Origin of the sequence: Anaerospora sp., assembly GCF_032013335.1 — a bacterium.
Classification (GTDB): domain Bacteria; phylum Bacillota; class Negativicutes; order Sporomusales; family DSM-15969; genus Anaerospora.
Genome location: NZ_DALZUO010000010.1, coordinates 40,256 through 56,462, shown reverse-complemented (window position 1 = coordinate 56,462; position 16,207 = coordinate 40,256). Strand labels below are relative to the sequence as shown.

General features: G+C 43.7%; 17 protein-coding genes. 6 read left to right on the top strand and 11 right to left on the bottom strand.

All coding sequences use genetic code 11. The features are described from left to right. Positions 1 to 66 precede the first annotated feature (66 nt). Entirely contained in the window at positions 67 to 2,277 is a 2,211-nt protein-coding gene (locus tag RTR76_RS10170; protein WP_312520119.1) for a cation-translocating P-type ATPase, read from the bottom strand. A 214-nt stretch (positions 2,278 to 2,491) separates the two neighbouring features. Continuing rightward, positions 2,492 to 3,106, bottom strand: a complete 615-nt coding sequence (locus tag RTR76_RS10165) for a hypothetical protein (protein ID WP_312520117.1) — start codon at positions 3,104 to 3,106, stop codon at positions 2,492 to 2,494. A gap of 190 nt (positions 3,107 to 3,296) precedes the next feature. Here RTR76_RS10165 and RTR76_RS10160 point away from each other — a divergent pair, with 190 nt between their 5' ends. Genes RTR76_RS10160 through RTR76_RS10150 form a run of 3 tightly spaced genes read left to right on the top strand, consistent with a single transcriptional unit; the run spans position 3,297 to position 5,548 of the window. Further along, positions 3,297 to 3,932: a hypothetical protein gene (locus RTR76_RS10160; RefSeq protein WP_312520115.1), complete on the top strand. Its 636-nt coding sequence runs from the start codon at positions 3,297 to 3,299 to the stop codon at positions 3,930 to 3,932. A 22-nt stretch (positions 3,933 to 3,954) separates the two neighbouring features. Next, positions 3,955 to 4,188, top strand: coding sequence for a hypothetical protein (locus tag RTR76_RS10155; RefSeq protein WP_312520113.1), 234 nt, complete (start codon positions 3,955 to 3,957; stop codon positions 4,186 to 4,188). 52 nt (positions 4,189 to 4,240) lie between these two features. Continuing rightward, positions 4,241 to 5,548, top strand: a complete 1,308-nt coding sequence (locus RTR76_RS10150; protein ID WP_312520110.1) for a hypothetical protein — start codon at positions 4,241 to 4,243, stop codon at positions 5,546 to 5,548. Between the two features lie 14 nt (positions 5,549 to 5,562). On the opposite strand, the gene RTR76_RS10145 is transcribed toward RTR76_RS10150, so the two are convergent. Beyond that, on the bottom strand, positions 5,563 to 6,237 hold the full coding sequence (locus RTR76_RS10145) for a TerC family protein (RefSeq protein ID WP_312520107.1): 675 nt from the start codon (positions 6,235 to 6,237) through the stop codon (positions 5,563 to 5,565). A 278-nt stretch (positions 6,238 to 6,515) separates the two neighbouring features. Continuing rightward, on the bottom strand, positions 6,516 to 6,968 hold the full coding sequence (locus RTR76_RS10140) for a hypothetical protein (RefSeq protein WP_312520104.1): 453 nt from the start codon (positions 6,966 to 6,968) through the stop codon (positions 6,516 to 6,518). A 533-nt stretch (positions 6,969 to 7,501) separates the two neighbouring features. Here RTR76_RS10140 and RTR76_RS10135 point away from each other — a divergent pair. Then, positions 7,502 to 7,792: a hypothetical protein gene (locus RTR76_RS10135; RefSeq protein ID WP_312520101.1), complete on the top strand. Its 291-nt coding sequence runs from the start codon at positions 7,502 to 7,504 to the stop codon at positions 7,790 to 7,792. Between the two features lie 145 nt (positions 7,793 to 7,937). Next, complete coding sequence (locus tag RTR76_RS10130) at positions 7,938 to 8,654, top strand: HAD family hydrolase (protein WP_312520098.1); 717 nt, start codon at positions 7,938 to 7,940, stop codon at positions 8,652 to 8,654. 344 nt (positions 8,655 to 8,998) lie between these two features. Here the strand turns inward: RTR76_RS10130 and RTR76_RS10125 are convergent, their stop codons facing one another. From RTR76_RS10125 to RTR76_RS10105, 5 genes are read right to left on the bottom strand one after another with little or no spacing between them, the layout of a single operon-like run. Continuing rightward, positions 8,999 to 9,739 (bottom strand): alpha/beta hydrolase-fold protein, encoded by a 741-nt coding sequence (locus RTR76_RS10125; RefSeq protein ID WP_312520095.1) that lies wholly within the window; start codon positions 9,737 to 9,739, stop codon positions 8,999 to 9,001. A 25-nt stretch (positions 9,740 to 9,764) separates the two neighbouring features. Further along, a complete protein-coding gene (locus RTR76_RS10120; protein ID WP_312520092.1) occupies positions 9,765 to 10,550 on the bottom strand; it encodes an ABC transporter ATP-binding protein in 786 nt (261 codons plus the stop codon). Positions 10,551 to 10,568: 18 nt separating this feature from the next. Next, entirely contained in the window at positions 10,569 to 11,591 is a 1,023-nt protein-coding gene (locus tag RTR76_RS10115; protein WP_312520090.1) for an iron ABC transporter permease, read from the bottom strand. Continuing rightward, entirely contained in the window at positions 11,584 to 12,570 is a 987-nt protein-coding gene (locus RTR76_RS10110) for an iron ABC transporter permease (protein ID WP_312520088.1), read from the bottom strand. The genes RTR76_RS10115 and RTR76_RS10110 overlap by 8 nt, the downstream gene beginning before the upstream one ends. A gap of 14 nt (positions 12,571 to 12,584) precedes the next feature. Then, positions 12,585 to 13,526, bottom strand: a complete 942-nt coding sequence (locus RTR76_RS10105) for an ABC transporter substrate-binding protein (RefSeq protein WP_312520085.1) — start codon at positions 13,524 to 13,526, stop codon at positions 12,585 to 12,587. Between the two features lie 229 nt (positions 13,527 to 13,755). On the opposite strand from RTR76_RS10105, the gene RTR76_RS10100 reads away from it, so the two are divergent. After that, positions 13,756 to 14,505, top strand: a complete 750-nt coding sequence (locus RTR76_RS10100; protein WP_312520083.1) for an AraC family transcriptional regulator — start codon at positions 13,756 to 13,758, stop codon at positions 14,503 to 14,505. Positions 14,506 to 14,558: 53 nt separating this feature from the next. Here RTR76_RS10100 and yfbR read toward each other — a convergent pair whose 3' ends face one another. Continuing rightward, positions 14,559 to 15,143: a 5'-deoxynucleotidase gene (gene yfbR / locus RTR76_RS10095; RefSeq protein ID WP_312520080.1), complete on the bottom strand. Its 585-nt coding sequence runs from the start codon at positions 15,141 to 15,143 to the stop codon at positions 14,559 to 14,561. Between the two features lie 80 nt (positions 15,144 to 15,223). Then, positions 15,224 to 16,183, bottom strand: coding sequence for a phosphoglycerate dehydrogenase (locus RTR76_RS10090; RefSeq protein ID WP_312520077.1), 960 nt, complete (start codon positions 16,181 to 16,183; stop codon positions 15,224 to 15,226). Between the last annotated feature and the right edge of the window lie 24 nt (positions 16,184 to 16,207).

Below are 16,207 nucleotides of genomic sequence, written 5' to 3'. Positions count from 1 at the left end.
AGCGTTGAGCCGAATAAAGTAACGAAACAAGCAGCCTTTGGAACTAAAAACAAAGGCCGCCTATTTCTATTTGGGACGATAAGGCAAACTGTCCCTGTGCCGAACGCATTCTAGAGTTACCTCTGTTTTTTGCTCCGGCGAATAAGACAACAATCTGGTTGAATTCATGACGACGGCCAGCGTACTGGCGTTATGTAAAACAGCTGCCCAAAACGGTGAAATCAGTTTGGCTGTTCCCAGACCCAGACCGATTATATTTGCACCGATAGCGAATAAAAAGTTTTGCCTGATTACCGTCAAAGAGCGCTTGCCCAGACGGACAACTTCTACAATTTTTTCGGGGTTATCCTCCCGCAGGACAATACCGGCCGTATCAATCGCGGCATCAGCTCCGCCCACGCCCATAGCAACTCCCACATTTGCAAGTGCCAGCGAAGGGGAATCATTTACACCATCGCCAACCATACCAATTATACTGCCTTGCTGCTGCAAAGTCTGAACTAAGGAGAACTTATCTTCAGGCAGCATACCAGACCACACTCGCTCAATCCCCAGCCGTCTGGCCGTTTCCTGTGCAACTGCGCCGCTGTCTCCGGTGACAAGGCCAATATCGGTAATTCCCTCTGCTCTAATACGGCGAATTGCTGTTAGTGCATTTGGACGAAGCGCATCCTCAATCGCAATTGCTCCGATAACTTGCCTACCACTTGCTACATATACTAAGGTTGCAGTCTGCTCCAAATCATCCATTCCCAGCGGTGGAACGGGAATTGTCAATTCTCTCAAATAACGGGAGTTGCCAACATAGATAGGAACACCGCCAATAATTGCCTTTACACCGCGTCCTATTGCCATTTCACTGTTAGGAAGACAAGGAAGTACAATCCCCTCCTGTGCTGCAGCTTCCTTAATCGCAGCAGCCAGCGGATGATTGGCATTGGCCTCTGCTGCCGCAGCCAGGGTAAGAATCGCGTTGCGATTGTAACTTGGATGGAGTGAAATGACTTTGCTGACAGCAGGCTTACCTTCTGTCAATGTGCCTGTTTTATCAAACAACAGGCAATTCACCCGCCCAGCGTCTTCTAAGTACCGTCCGCCTTTCACCAGAATTCCGCGGCTGGCTGCATTGCCGATTGCGGCGCTGAGAGCTGTCGGTGTGGCTAACCCTGCGGCACATGGACAGGCAACAATTAAAATCGTCATAGTCCGGCGTATATCTCTTGTTAGTAGAAATACAATAAAAGCCAACAAAAAAGATGCTGGGATGATTTTGGACGAATAGCGGTCAGCCGTCTTCTGAATGGGCGCTTTGGCGTGACTTGCCTGCTCCACCAAATGGATAATGCGGGCAACTGAAGTTTGATCGCCCACTTTTTCCGCACATATATATAGTGTGCCTTGTTCAATCGTAGATCCTGCCAGCACCTGATCGCCCCGTCTTTTGTAAACAGCAATAGGCTCACCGGTTAGAGCGGCCTGATTCACAACTGCTTCTCCCTCAGTTATCAAACCATCTACCGGAATTTTGGCACCGATCTTCACTGATACAATATCATTTGGCTGTAACTGCTTAATCGGTATTCGCCTTTCTTGACCGCCTTCAACGATCCAAGCATGTTTCTCATTTCCCTCCAGCATGGCACGAATGGCCTTGCGCGACCGGTCTATTGTCAAGGTCTCCGCCAGTGTACTCAAATTAACCAGCCATACAACAACCAGACCGGTAAGCCCTTCTTTCAACAGCAGCGAAAGTAACGTAGCCGAAGCAATCAAAAATTCATTGTTTAATCTCCGTTGCAAAAGCAATGCTTCCAGCCCACTGCGCAGGATTGGCACTGCCGTTAACAGCGTAATTATATTCGTCCATCCAGCCAGGCGAATTGGAAGTACATTACGCTTAAGCAAATAGTAAAATAACTGGACCAATAACAGCAAGCCACCTGCAGCTACCAGAATAACTTGTGTGGAAATAGACAAGTTTTCTAGTTCAAACGGTTTATAGCGCTTGACTTGCCTTACAGGAGCTGCTTCTGCCTGAAACTCAAGTGAAATCTGCCGCACAAGCTCTATTACCTTGTTTTCCGAAAGAGCAGCCTGTTCATAATGCAATAATACCTTACCAGATTTTGAATTTGCCGTACACGCTTTTATCCCTTGTTGTGCATTAAAAAAATCCGCTAGCTGCGCAGCCCGGCCAGACTTAAACCGAATACCTTCCAGATAAAGTCTGATCCGGCCCGGCAGACGGTGAACAATGCGTATAACTTCTGGGGACAAATGAGCAGCCTCCTTTAAAGCATGGCATTAGAAAAGACTTAGCTTGCACCAAGTTCTTTAGGACGCAGGTGAAAGCCGATGTTGTTCTTATGCACGCCAATCAGAAAGTTAACCTTTCTGATAAGATAAAAAAAAATCCCAAGCTTGGGATTCTTAAAATCATTCTGGTATGCCATTGCCTATTAGAATGTATTATGCGAAAAGTATATTTCGATTATACCGCTTTTGCCTCAATAGACATACTGCTGCCAATAGCCGCAAACTGCTCTTTTACTGAATTAAGCAGCAAATTCTCCCAATCCTGTAAAAAGTTAATAATGATACCTTTAATACGCTGGATAATATCCTGCCTGGCAATTGCCAGCTCCTGTTTAGGAGAACAGTCGAATGCATCCAATACTAATGTAGCTGCATGAATATGAATAGGTAAGGCAGTGACTTTCTTTAACGCACAGTTCCAGGCTTTGTTTCCGACGTATTCTATACAACGGGCTGTTCGCAATGCAATACGGTGTTCTTTTACTATTTCGCGCAGCGGCTTTAATGATAAAGTCGGAAAAGGTCCCTGAAGTTTTAATTCAACCACTGATGACAGACCATACTGCTGAACACGGAAATTCAAATGAGTAAGCAGCCGTCCGGACATACACCCATTCTGCAATTCTACTAATGCCATAGGCCATTCTAAAGGAGACTTTTGCAATAAGCTATCAGCGAGCCGTCCAATATCCTCTGTCCTAATTCGTGAACGCAGTTGATTAAACTCCCAGCGTACATCCGTAGTACACTCTATTACTGCTAAATCAATACATTTATTATATCCCAACATAGGGAGCAACCTCCTGATGATACCGATAATTATTATCATTAATTATAATATATGAGCTTATCTTTAGTCAATACCTGGTCAATTTTCTCAAATAAAACTGCCCCTAAAGTGCTAATAAATGCATACCATGGATAAACCTGGCAATAATATCTCTGTGCAAAACGGTATGCAGCACTAAAGGAGAGATACTATGCCCACTATAGAAGAGCCGCTTGAAATTAACACTACTATCCCTGCCGGCCCCAGAATCAATCGCGGGCAGCGCATGCGCGAGCGAGCCATAGATACAGGCAGTGATGGTACCCTGCTCGGCTTAGAACAGGTTTTTGAAGCTAAGCTGGCAGCAATACGTACATACGAGCAGCGTTTGACTACAGTAACTGACCCTTATGCCCGCAAGGCATTGCAGCAGCTTATACATAAAGAACGGAAAGAACTGCTGCACTTGGCTGAACTGACCGACATGGTTGAACAAAGCCCGGAAACCACCTCCTTTGCCCGCTCCCGGCGGCGGCTCCGTCATGAGGTAAAGGCGCGTACCGGCCACGACTTAACGTTTTGGTTAGGACTAGCCGTTGTTGGCGCCGTATTACTGCCAAGCGTCAGGGAAAAACTGCGTCCTCTAGCAGTGAAAGCGGTGCAGGGTGTAATTGGCCTGACGGAACACACACAGGGCTTATTCAGCGGCGTCCGCGAGGATATTGAAGATTTGGTAAGTGAAGCCCAGTTTGAACGTTTTAAAGACTCTATTGAAGACGAGCTGGACGATGAACTTCCTCCATCCTGTGAAGCAAATGAAAACAGCATTAGGCCCGATCTGGCATAAAGCCTAAGCTAGGAGGATATAAGTGGCTACTATTGAATTATTGAGGCAAAAAATTCACAATGCTAACCAGGAATTGATTGAGGCAATTGATATCAGTATCGAACTGAGACGCCAATCACCGCAAATAAAAAGTGAAGTCGTAAAAATCTGGGAATCATTTTTGGGACAATTCTTTGGTTACATTAAACAAAAAAGTAAAGCCTCTAAAGATAATTTGCTTGCCGGAGTTTCCTGGGCACGCTTAAATCTTTTTTAGCTAGGGAATTTCATTTAACAGCAGGGAGCTGCACCGGGAAGGAGCAATTGCCTTGGCCGCATCTGTTATAACAAACAAAGATTATACCTTAATTCCCGGCCGGTTACGTATCGCAATTAGAGGTCTTAGAAACAACCGCTCCCTTGCTTGTCAGTTAATCATCCGCTTATCAGAGGAGAAAGGGATACGCAGCATTACCGCCAACCCTTTGACAGGCAGAGCACTGATCTATTTCAATCCTCGACTGCTAAACCTGCCACAGATTGAACAACTGATTGATCGTGCAATTCAGCTCCGGCTTACCTCGGACTCTACCTCTTTGTGGCACCCAATTCACGAACAAAATGCTTCAGCGAATATGCTGCAGCTCCTGTATCCTCTGGCTGCAGGAGCTGTTATCTCCGCATTGATTATAAAACGTCTTCTGCTGGGGAAATCACCGCTTTCCTCCTCTCCTTATCTTATCAGCCTAGCTGCCTTGGCAACAATTATCGGCGGATATCCGGTGTTGCAGTCCGGCTTTCACAAAATAGCTGAGAAAAAAAAGCTCAATGCTGAGCTTCTCTTGTTTAGCCTGACTCTTATTTTGCTTACGATGCGCGAAAGTATTGCCGGTCTGTCTGTTTTATGGCTGGTATATATGACTAATTTATCGGGGCATACTCTGCAACAGCAGACTAAGCAGCATCTAAATAGGTTGCTCCCGTGCAAAACCGCTTTCCCCGTCTCCGCCGCAGCACAATCCCGGCCTCTAACAGGAAGACCTTCCCCCATTCACTATAAAGCAAGGCTGCTGTTAGCTGTGAGTATTGCCGGTATTCTTTATCTGACAACGCGCGATGCGATGCGCAGTCTTGCCGTATTAGTAGCCGGCTGTCCTGTTACCGCCGCACTATCACGGAGCAGCGCACTCGACGCAGCAATGTTAGCTGCCGCCAAACAACGTATTTTTATCAAAGAAGCACAGGCAATAAAATTTGCTGAACAACTATCCCCCCAGAGTTTTGCGGTCCCGTCACCATTAGCTGATGAACTTGTTATTGCCCTCGGCCAGGACTCAGTAAAAAAAGCCGGGTATGCAGCCCATGTTGTCATTTGTGACAATGATCCCCGAAAGCTAGATGAGCTTATCCGTCTTAGCCAGCAGACAAATGAAATCATTCGTCAGAATGCAATTTTGACTACCTGGTTTAATGGCACAGGTATGTTGTTAGCCACCTTGCGTCTCTTGTCGCCTGTTGGGGCAGGACTCTTGCTTAATGCCTGCACCGTAACCGTTATTCTCAACTCACGGCGCTTATCACCTACTAACTGCACCTTAGAGCTAAAGTCCAGAGCCGATAATCATTCAATTAAGTAAAATCCGACCTGCCCTTAGGCAGGTCGGATAGCTTTTTTGCGATTATGCATCCAGGAAATAAGCATAACACCAAGTAAGGTAGTAAAGCTAACTATTGAACGGATATAGGGAACGCCTGAAAAGTATTTTTCAAAGATAACGTCACCGGCTATCATTCCACCAGCGGTCCAGGCCAAAATACCGCCACCAATGTAGACAATAGCCGGATAGCGTTCTATCAGTTTGATAAACGCTGTACTGCCCCAGATAACGATAGGAATAGTAATTAATATTCCTATGATTATTAAGGTCATATTCCCGTGTGCCAGGCCTGCAACACCGATTACATTATCAATTCCCATAACACCGTCGGCAATTACTATCGTCTTTACAGCACTTGCAAGACTATCAGGCGCGCCAAGATCATGTTCCTTTTTTTCGATTAACAGTTTACATGCTATCCATATGAGCAATATACCACCTATGATCATAAGAGCAGGAATTTTAAGCAGCCACACTACAACAAGTGTCGAAAGTAAGCGAATGCCAATAGCTCCTGCAGTCCCCCAGATAACTGCTTTTTTTTGCTGCTCTAGCGGAAGTTTGCGCGCAGCCATACCAATAACAATGGCATTATCACCAGCAAGTACCAGATCGATAAAAATAATTGACAGAAGGGCCCATAAAAACTCAGTTGACAGAAATTCCATATACCTTCACTCCTTTTAAAATAGACTAATAAGATTAAAAAACCCTTCGGTATAGTTTTCTATACCGAAGGGTTAACGTCTCCATAGGGGCAACTAAATAAAAAGGAGACATCTAGTATAGAAAACTATACTAAAGGTCTCGCTGATTGGCAATTAACCAACGATAGAACCAGGCGCAAGCCGTATGTTGATTCTATCTTGATAGCTACTCCCCTTTAGGGCAATCTGTAATTATTATTAATGTAACAGATTCCTTTAAATAAGTCAAATGTGTTTGCTCACTCTACAATTTTTTGAGCGACTATTCGTTTTTTTACTACTTGATTTGGCCTGTCAAGATCATTCACTTCATCATAGAACTGATCATTGCTGGACGTATCTTGTGCTATATGCCTGCTCAGCTCGTGATTTACTCTGGCCTCTTCAACGATAGTACTGAATTGATTACAGACTGCACCGGCTTTTTCTTTTACCGTTAAAACGCCGCCGACAGCCGCCACAGCCAAACGGCGGCCATGACATTTTGTACAAGTATGGGTAGCAGATGTTTTAGACGCTAAATTCTTTACTTCATCATTAACAATTAAAATTCCCTTTGTAGCTTGAACCGCCATACGATGTAATCCCCGGCGCACAGGCTGTGAGCAGCATGCCAGTGCCGCTCCGCCAAGCAGCAGCAGCGCCGGCGAACTCTTACAGATCATCCTCGCTCCCCAATGAAAATAATTCATAACAGGCACCTCCTTAAAGCTTATATTAATTTTGCCCATGCCTTATACGTTTCATGTGCAAAAAAAGAAAACAGGCTCCTGCAAGAGACCCTGTTACGCAACTTATGGTAAAGAAAACTCAGACGAGTTCTTCTGATTGGAATAATTCGCTTAAAATCCTATTAGCCTCACGAAAAACTTCAGCAATTTCTTCTTCTGATAATTGAATAATATCCTCTTTTTTATTCTCCATTATGTACACCTCTTAACGATAATTATTATTAACTAATTTTTATTTTATTTATTGAAACTATTGTAAATCATTAATGGAGAAATTTCAATAGATAATAATAATTATTTAACATTATTTATTTATCTTTTTCATTTTTTAATAATTAAAATAATTATTTATTAATATCAAAACCTAGCAGGAAGTATTAGTATAATATGGAATATCCAAATTAAGAAAAATTAGTGCCTTGATAGAAGTTCCTACCAGGCTTTGCTAAAAGAACTGTCACTCAAATTTAAGCTAATAAGGAGGTAATGTGACGATGGAATTTCACTATAAAGAAACCGTTGACTGGGGCATAATTAAGCGTGAATGGATTAGCGAACAGCCTGACTGTACCATCCTACTGGAAAAACACGAAGAAGACCGCTTTACGGTAGCCATTACCCATAAAGAGCTGGACTTAGAGTACTATTCTTACTGGATCAAAAGTGGTAAGCTGACTTTCGACACACTGGAACACGCTCAGCAATTCGCTGCGTCTCAAGTAGCCCGGATCAGACAAGGCGATTATTCTGAGTGTGCCGGTACTTTTGCTAAAAAAGCTAAATAAGCTAAACTGATAAAAAAGCTGACAGACCCTTGCGGTCTGCCAGCCTTTTGCTTCTTTCTTCCCTTTATGCAGTTGCACATTGATAAAGTACCTGATACAATTTTCTAATATTGTTAATAGCTTGCACGTTACAAGGAGTACAATAATGAAAACTATTTTATTTGATTTAGACGGCACCTTGCTGCCTATGAGCCTCGAACAATTCACTAAAAACTACTGCAAACAATTAAGTATTTTTTTTGCTGATTTAATAGACGGAAAACAATTGATTACGCATGTACTTTCTGCAACTAATGCAATGCTGCATAATCAGGAAAACCGTAGAAATGAAGAAGTATTTATTAAGCATCTTGCAACGCTCATACCAGGAGATATCCAGGTTTATATTGAGCGTTTTTCTTCCTTTTACGATTCAGCATTCCTCAACTTACAGGAAATTCTGCCGCCACATCCTCAAATTGCTGCTACTATCAAGATACTGAAAGAAAAAAACTATCAGCTTGTTGTTGCAACAAACCCTATTTTCCCGATAAAAGCCAATATACACCGCCTTAATTGGGCTGGACTTAATGCAGCTGACTTCAGCTACATTTCCTCTTTCGAGAATAATTGTTACTGTAAGCCTAATCCGGCCTATTTTCGTGAGGTTTTAACTAGTATCAACGAATCACCGGAAAACTGTCTAATGGTTGGCAATGATGTTCAGGAGGATCTTGCTGCTCGCAAAGTAGGAATTAAAACATATTTGATTGATGATCACATCATTCACAGAGGCGGCGAAATTGTCACAGATTACCGGGGCTCCTATACTGATTTCTTTGATTTTGCTGCTAAGCTGCCACCTATTCCCCAGAGAATATAGCCATCATTACACGCAAAAGAGGAGCTGTCTCACTAACGCTTGAGGCACCTCCTCTTTTGGCTTTTCACGAGATTACGGTTCCTTCGTATCTCTTCCCGTCTTTTTGGCCCTTCTGGAAATAGCCGGTCCGAAGGATGGAAAACTGCCGGCTTACGTTAAGAAATTCGTACTGTTTGAGCGATAGCGAGTTTACGAATTTTAGTAAGCTGGCAGTTTTCCAAGGCTATTGGAAGATAGGCCTAGCATTTTTGGTACTTTTGGGGTAATTGCCAAAAGTACGTAATCGGGATTTTTCCTCCTGTATACGAGCGGGCCATCGCACTAATTTCTTAATGCCACAGCCCTTATTTCAGGGGATATAACCAGTTCAGTGCAGCGGGAAATCGCTGCATAAAATAAAGCTGCCCATGCGTATCTCCCTCACTGATCCAATACCTGCAATTAGCAGCAGGCAAGCCCTGCTCCAGGAACTGATTATATACTTCACCGGTCCGTATAAGCATTTCCCGTTGAATATTATTTTTCCCAGCACCTTCCCGGCTGCCCACATCCATATAAATCCGGCTTTTCATGTTTTGTAACCGGTTCTCTTTCACAAACTCAATAAAACCCTCATACCAGAAAGACCCTGAAATAGAGCCAAATCTGCCAAAAATGTCAGGATATCGGTATAGCGCATAGAGAGAAATCAGCCCCCCCAGCGATGCCCCGATAATCCCGGTATGCTCAGGACTGGTACTGGTACGATATTTCCTATCGATGTACGGCTTTACTTCGTTTACCACAAAAGCAAGGTATTGATCTCCTTTTCCACCAAAATCACGGTATCCTGCTGCAAGTGCCGCTGCCGGCCAGGGAGTATAGTCGTCCAGACGCTGCTCTGCAGCTATACCGACAAAGATAATCTGCGCTAATTTGCCTCCGGCCATTAATTCCGTTACAGCTGCTAATTGCTTATACAGCAAGTCCCCGCCATCATGGATATAGGCAACTGCAAAATTCTCCCTTCCTTTTACATAGTCAGGCGGCAGCAATATCGTAATTTCTCTTGTGCCAAGCATTATTTTCTCTATTATTGCGGTCATACTTCCTCCGCAGGAAACGCTGCTGTTATTGAATAGTATCATAACTAAAGCATACAGGCGCGCCGCTTATTTCCTCTACTAGCACTCTTGCTTCAATCTCAAATACCTGCCGCAGCACTTCCGGTGTAATGACTTCAAGTGGAGTGCCTGCCGCGAGGATCGCTCCCTTTCTCATAGCAACTATTTCATGGGAAAACCGGGCAGCATGATTAATATCGTGAAGCACCATAACAATTGTACATTGATGGCGCTGGTTCAACTGCTCCACAATTTTCAGCACTTCCAACTGGTGAGACATATCAAGATAAGTTGTTGGCTCGTCCAGCAGCAGTATTTGCGTCTCCTGCGCCAAAGCCATGGCCAGCCAGACTTTCTGCCGTTCGCCGCCGGATAAGTTGCCAATTTCCCGTTGGCGAAAAGGAGCAACCTGAGTAACTTCCATCGCCCACTCGATAATAGCCCGATCATCAGCTGTAGGCTGATGCAGCTTGCGGCAATGAGGAAAGCGGCCATAGGCAACCAATTCCTCTACTTTTAATTCGCCCGGCGCCGCTGGATTTTGCGGCAGCAACGCAAGCTTCCGGGCAATCATCATTGTGTCCATCCGGCTCAATTCCTGTCCTTGCAGGTAAACTGTACCCTGCCGGGGTTTGAGTATTCTCCCCATTGTCTTAAGCAGCGTTGATTTTCCACAACCATTAGGGCCGATAATTGTTGTTATTTTTCCTGCCGCGATGGTTAGATCAAGCTCCTGGAAAACAAGATGGCTTTCATAGCCTGCCTGCAATTTTTTTGCATGTAATATACCCATAGGGTTCGTACTCCTTCTTTATGCTTTTGCCTTATACAGCAAATAAATAAAATACGGTATGCCCAGTAGGGATATCACAATTCCCACTGATATTTCCGCCGGGGCAAACAAATTCTTCGCAGCAAAATCGGCCGTCACTACCAGCAGCATTCCCAAAAATATGGCTGCAGGTATCACGCGATTATGTTGAATACCTACCAGCCTTTTAGCAATATGAGGAATGATCAGTCCTACAAAACTAATATTTCCTGCTACTGCGACACAGGCACCAACCAAACCGGTACTGGCAAGCAACAAAATGATCTGTTCTTTCTCCACTGAAACGCCCAGACTGCGCACACTGCTTATTTCCAGTTGAAAAATATCCAGCACGGATGCCTTACACACGAGAATTGGCACTAATAGAACAAACCACGGCAGGGTAGCAGTAATAAACTCCCAGTTAGCATTCCAAATGCTGCCCGTATGCCACACAGCCACCATGTGAAAATCAGCAGGATTCATCTTCAAAGTCAGGTATAAGGATGCGGCACTAAGTCCTGCACTAATAGCAATTCCCGTCAGCAGAAAGCGTTCTGAATTAAGCCTTCCATTCTCCCAGGAAAACAACCACACCAAGAGCATGGCCCCTAATCCGCCGGCCAAGCCAAAGAGCGGCATAGCCAGCACAGCCAGCCAGCCAAGTGCTGTAAAATTCCCTTGAACAAAAAACAAAAACAAAACAATCCCCAGGCCCGCTCCGGCATTAATGCCTAAAATACCGGGATCTGCAAGGCCATTGCGGGATACTCCCTGAAGAACAACTCCCGCCAGGCCTAAACCAGCACCCACTAGAGCGGCAATCACAATACGGGGCATGCGAAACTGAAACAGTAACAAGTCATATTCCTTAGCAGGCTCAATCCTTAAGAGAGTATTGATCACCTCGCGAAACGTTATAGTAAATATGCCATAAGTCAAACTAAAGTACAGGACTATCCCTAAAAGACATGCTGCAGTTGCGATTACTGCCCTGAATTGACGCTCTTTGCTGTTAAACAACCTTATTTCCTCCTTTTGTTCGTGCCAGATAGAGAAAAAATGGCACGCCAATCAGAGATGTAATTACGCCTACCGGCGTCTCAAAGGGATAGTTTAAAAAGCGGCTTCCCACATCGGCCAAAGCCAAAAATACTGCTCCTAATACCCCAGAACAAGGAATAACCCATTGATAATCTACTCCAACGAAAAAGCGGGCTATATGAGGAATAATTAAACCGACAAAAACAACTTTCCCCGCCAGCGCCACTGCTGCACCGGTTAAAAGCATAACAATAACAGCAACAGCTATTTTCACTGCTATTATTCTTTGACCAAGACTCACCGCTACTTCTTCACCTAGAGAAAGAACTGTAACGGAACGGGACAACCACCAGGCTGCCATTATTCCAGTCACAATAATCCCGCCAGCAAGGCGAATACTATCCGGATTGATTTGATGCAGACGTGCATTGTACCAAAAGCTGATATCCTGGGAAATTTGGAAATACAACGCCAATATCGCTGCTATACTGCTTAAAAAACTTCCAATGACCGCTCCTAAAATGGCTAGTCTGACGGGAGAAAGTCCCCTGTGCAGCACCGCGCCAAGACCAAAAACCAAGCCTGCACCAATTCCTGATCCACAGAAAGAGTAGATCATCTGCTCAGTAACAGTAGCATCTGGCAGCACCAGCATACTTACCGTAACCGCTAGTGCTGATCCGTCGCTAATCCCCATTAACCCCGGAGAAGCTAAATAGTTACGGGTAATCCCCTGCATCAACGCTCCTGAGACGGCCAAAGCACCGCCGATGAGCAAGGCTCCCAAAGCCCGGGGCACACGGGAGCTCATAATAATCTGGTGATCAACGTCGGCCGGATTGAAATGCAAAAATGCAGCAAAGATCGTTTCCAGGCCGATCGTCTTCGCACCACAAAAAATCGATAACATAGTCACACCAAGCAGTAAGACTGGCGAAACTGTAAGTATTAGGCTCACTTTATTACCTTTTTTCATTGCAATGTTGCGGCAATGGCCTGCAAAAATTGCTGTTTTCCACCGATAGCCACACCTTGAATTAAAGGATCAACTACATTAACAAAGACTTGTTTATTTTTAACTGCCTGTAAGTTATTCCAAATAGCATTCTGCTGCAAATCCTGCAAGCCCTTAGGCTGTGCAAGGTTTTCTCCAGCTGCATACTGCAGGAAAATGACATCCGGATTCATCTCACTCAGCTTTTCCAGCGAAAGAATTTCCTGAGCCTTAGCAGCCTTTATTTCTGCAGGCACCACCAGCCCTAATTCTTTATAAAGAATTTCATTAAAGAAAACATCTTCCGGATAAATATTAATATTGCCTGCCCGAAATCTTACAGCAATAACCTTCTTCCCTTTCACATTTTCCTGAAGCTGTGCTTGTATTTGCTTAACTTGCTCATGGTACTTTTGCAGAATTTCTTCAGCCACGCTCTGCTTACCGGTCAAATCTGCCAATAGCAGCAAGTTTGCTTCACCAGCGGTGGCAATGTGCGAGACAGGGATAGTAGGGGCAATTTTCTGCAGTTGTGCAGCAGTGCCTGCGGGAAATTTATCACTACCTAAGATAATATCTGGTGCCAGCTTTAAAATAGCTTCAAAATTAGGTTGTTTCTGTTCACCTATCGGTACGGTCTTTTGCGTAATGCTCGCCAATATAGCCGGGAAGGAACCGCCAACTGTCATAGCGCCTACAGGCTGCACATTCAATAATACTGCATCCTCCAAAGATTCAAGTGCACCAGTAATAACAATTCGCTCGATCCCGGCAGGAACGGTATATTCCTTACCCAGATATTGTACTGTCCTGACTTGACCGGTATTTTTTACTACAGCCTTTGTTTCTTTCTCCTGGCTGCAACCACTCAGTATGACCAGCATAATGCCTGCTAGTAAAATTAAAGTTTTTCTTTTCATCGTCTGCTCCCTTTACCTTATAACGGCAACAGGCTGTTGTTTGACCGCCTTTACAAAAAAGTCTTGCTTCTTTGCCATTACTTAAGTACTATTTTAACTATAGATAAATTGATACCGATTATCCTTCTCAATTAACGTATCATTTTTTTATCTATTCTCTTATCAAAATATTACTACTTTTATTGCGATATTTAGCTATTTTGCAAAAGACTTTTACGGGGGGATCGCATTGCAAGTAAAAGAACATATTCAGGAAACCATTCATAAAACGTTTTTATGTACTCATATCCCTATCTGTTCTTTTGAATTTGATGGCACGCTCATTTGCTCAGCAGGCTATACCAGGCAACTGGAAAGCTTATTCGACCAGCAAAATATTTTTGAACAGGCCAAGCAGCAGCTCCTGGGGTCTAGCGGCGAACAGGCAGCAACTATGATCTGTACCGGCCCGCTCTCTTATACGGCATTTCTAATCTGCACCAAAAACAGTAATAGAGGACTGCATATTCTCGGTCCTTATACAACCACTCCGAAAACCGTTGTTCCCGGCATCTTGTATAAGCCCGACTGCTGCATTCCTCATATCATTACATTAGTCCGCAATATTGCAGCAGATAGTTTATATGTAAAACAAAAAGTGAAAAAATTTTATAAAATGCCATATAGCTTATATGTAAAAAAGGCACTTGATTGTCTTGATGCACGCTATCATGAGCCTATTACACTAAGTGAGGTGGCTAAGTCACTCTCTATCAGTAAATGTTATTTCTGCAGTCTTTTTAAAAAAGAAACAGGAAAAACTTTTTCTCACTATTTAAATGAAGTTCGTATTGAGAAAAGTAAAGAGCTGCTGCGAAAAGATCATGGTTCTATCCTGGATGTTGCTCTTTCTGTAGGGTTTAACAACCAGAATTATTACACGGTTCTTTTCAAGAAATTTACGAAGAAAACTCCATTGGAATTTAGAAATGCAATGTAAGCATAAAACAGCTGCCCATACCATCCGGTACGAGCAGCTGTTTTATGCTTGTTTCATTCCTCATTTAGTTCATCCAAAGACAATAAAAAGCTTGGCATAAATACTTCCATGAAGTATTTCACTTCCGGCAGGGGACACTCGTTCAATTCCTGCTTAATCATTTTTTCAGCTACAGAAAACTCTTGATTTCCGGCCTTCAGCTCTTCCAAACATTTTAGATATGCACTAAGTTTATCTGCTGCTTTAACAATGCTCCATAATTCAGCATCTCTCTCCTCTTTGATCAAGAGATACTGGTAGCTGGCTTTTAGCTCTTGGGGCAGCATGTTATGCAGTTTTTTTTGCGCTAAAGCCTCAATTCCCTTATAAACATCCCGGATCTCAGGATTAAAATATTTTACAGGCGTCGGCATATCACCGGTAAAGACTTCTGATACTTCGTGATACATACCAAGGAGCGCAACTTTCGCACAATCGACATTACCCTCAAAATAGGTATTGCGGATAACCGCTAGACCATGCGCAATCATACTCACCTGTAGACTATGTTCCTGGATGTTTTCCTTTGCCACATTGCGCATAAGGCCCCATCTTTGGATTAATTTCATGCGAGACAAAAAGGCAAAAAAATGACTCATTGTTTACTCCTCACTGTAGCTTTTCTTTTAAGAAGTAGTTTGACACTCATGCTAAAACACCTGTTTAAGAGCAAAGAACCCTAAGAAACAGCCCTGACAATGTTTTCGGCAACCAAAAAATCCATTCGCTTAATAGAATCAAAAGTATAGGATCCTACATGCGCTGTCGCAACAACCGAATCAAGGTTTTCCTTGATTAAAGGATCATCCACAACAGGCTCAATATCAAATACATCCGTTGCCACACCGGCAATTTGTTTGTTTTTTATTGCTGCAAGCAATGCATCCTGATTCACGAGACCGGCTCTGGCTGTATTAATTAAATATGCTGTAGGTTTCATTAACGATAACTCCCGCACACCGATCAAGCCTCTTGTCTCTTCATTTAGAGAGCAGTGGAGAGTAAGAAAATCAGCTTTAGCAATACATTCATCCTTTGAACATAACGTAATGTTGTTTTCTGCAAAATAGTCCAGGTCAGGGTGACTAGTATGAACAAGGATTTTCATCCCAAAGCCCTGAGCCCGTTTAATGACCGCCTTGCCGATGCGCCCCAGGCCAATAACGGAAAGCGTCTTGCCCCAAACATCACTGCTGATCGGGCGGTACCAGTTATTTGCGCGCAGCTGTGAATCAATAATCGTTACTTTTCTTGCCACAGAAAGCATGAGAGCAAACGTCAAATCAGCTACTGTTTCGTGTCCAGGCATTTCTGCTGTTGTTTTTACCTGAACACCTGCCTTTTGTGCTGCTGCAGTATCAATGTTCTCAATGCCTACACCATGTCTCGCCACAACTTTCAGGTTTCGGCAGTGAGCAAAAACCTCTTTATTAATTTCATCAGAACTGGAGTAAACCACAATTGCATCCAATGGATGCTCAGTATCTGTATTGATAATATCGCTTGCACTCATAGCGCGGTCAGCCGGATTCCAAATTAGATGCCATCCGTTTTCCTGAAAAAACGTAATAAGCTCCTTGCGATGTCCGCCATCCAATTGGCTCCCAAAAGCCTTCGAAGTGATTAATACCTTTTTCATTTTGTCAGCCCCCCTTTCTTTTGA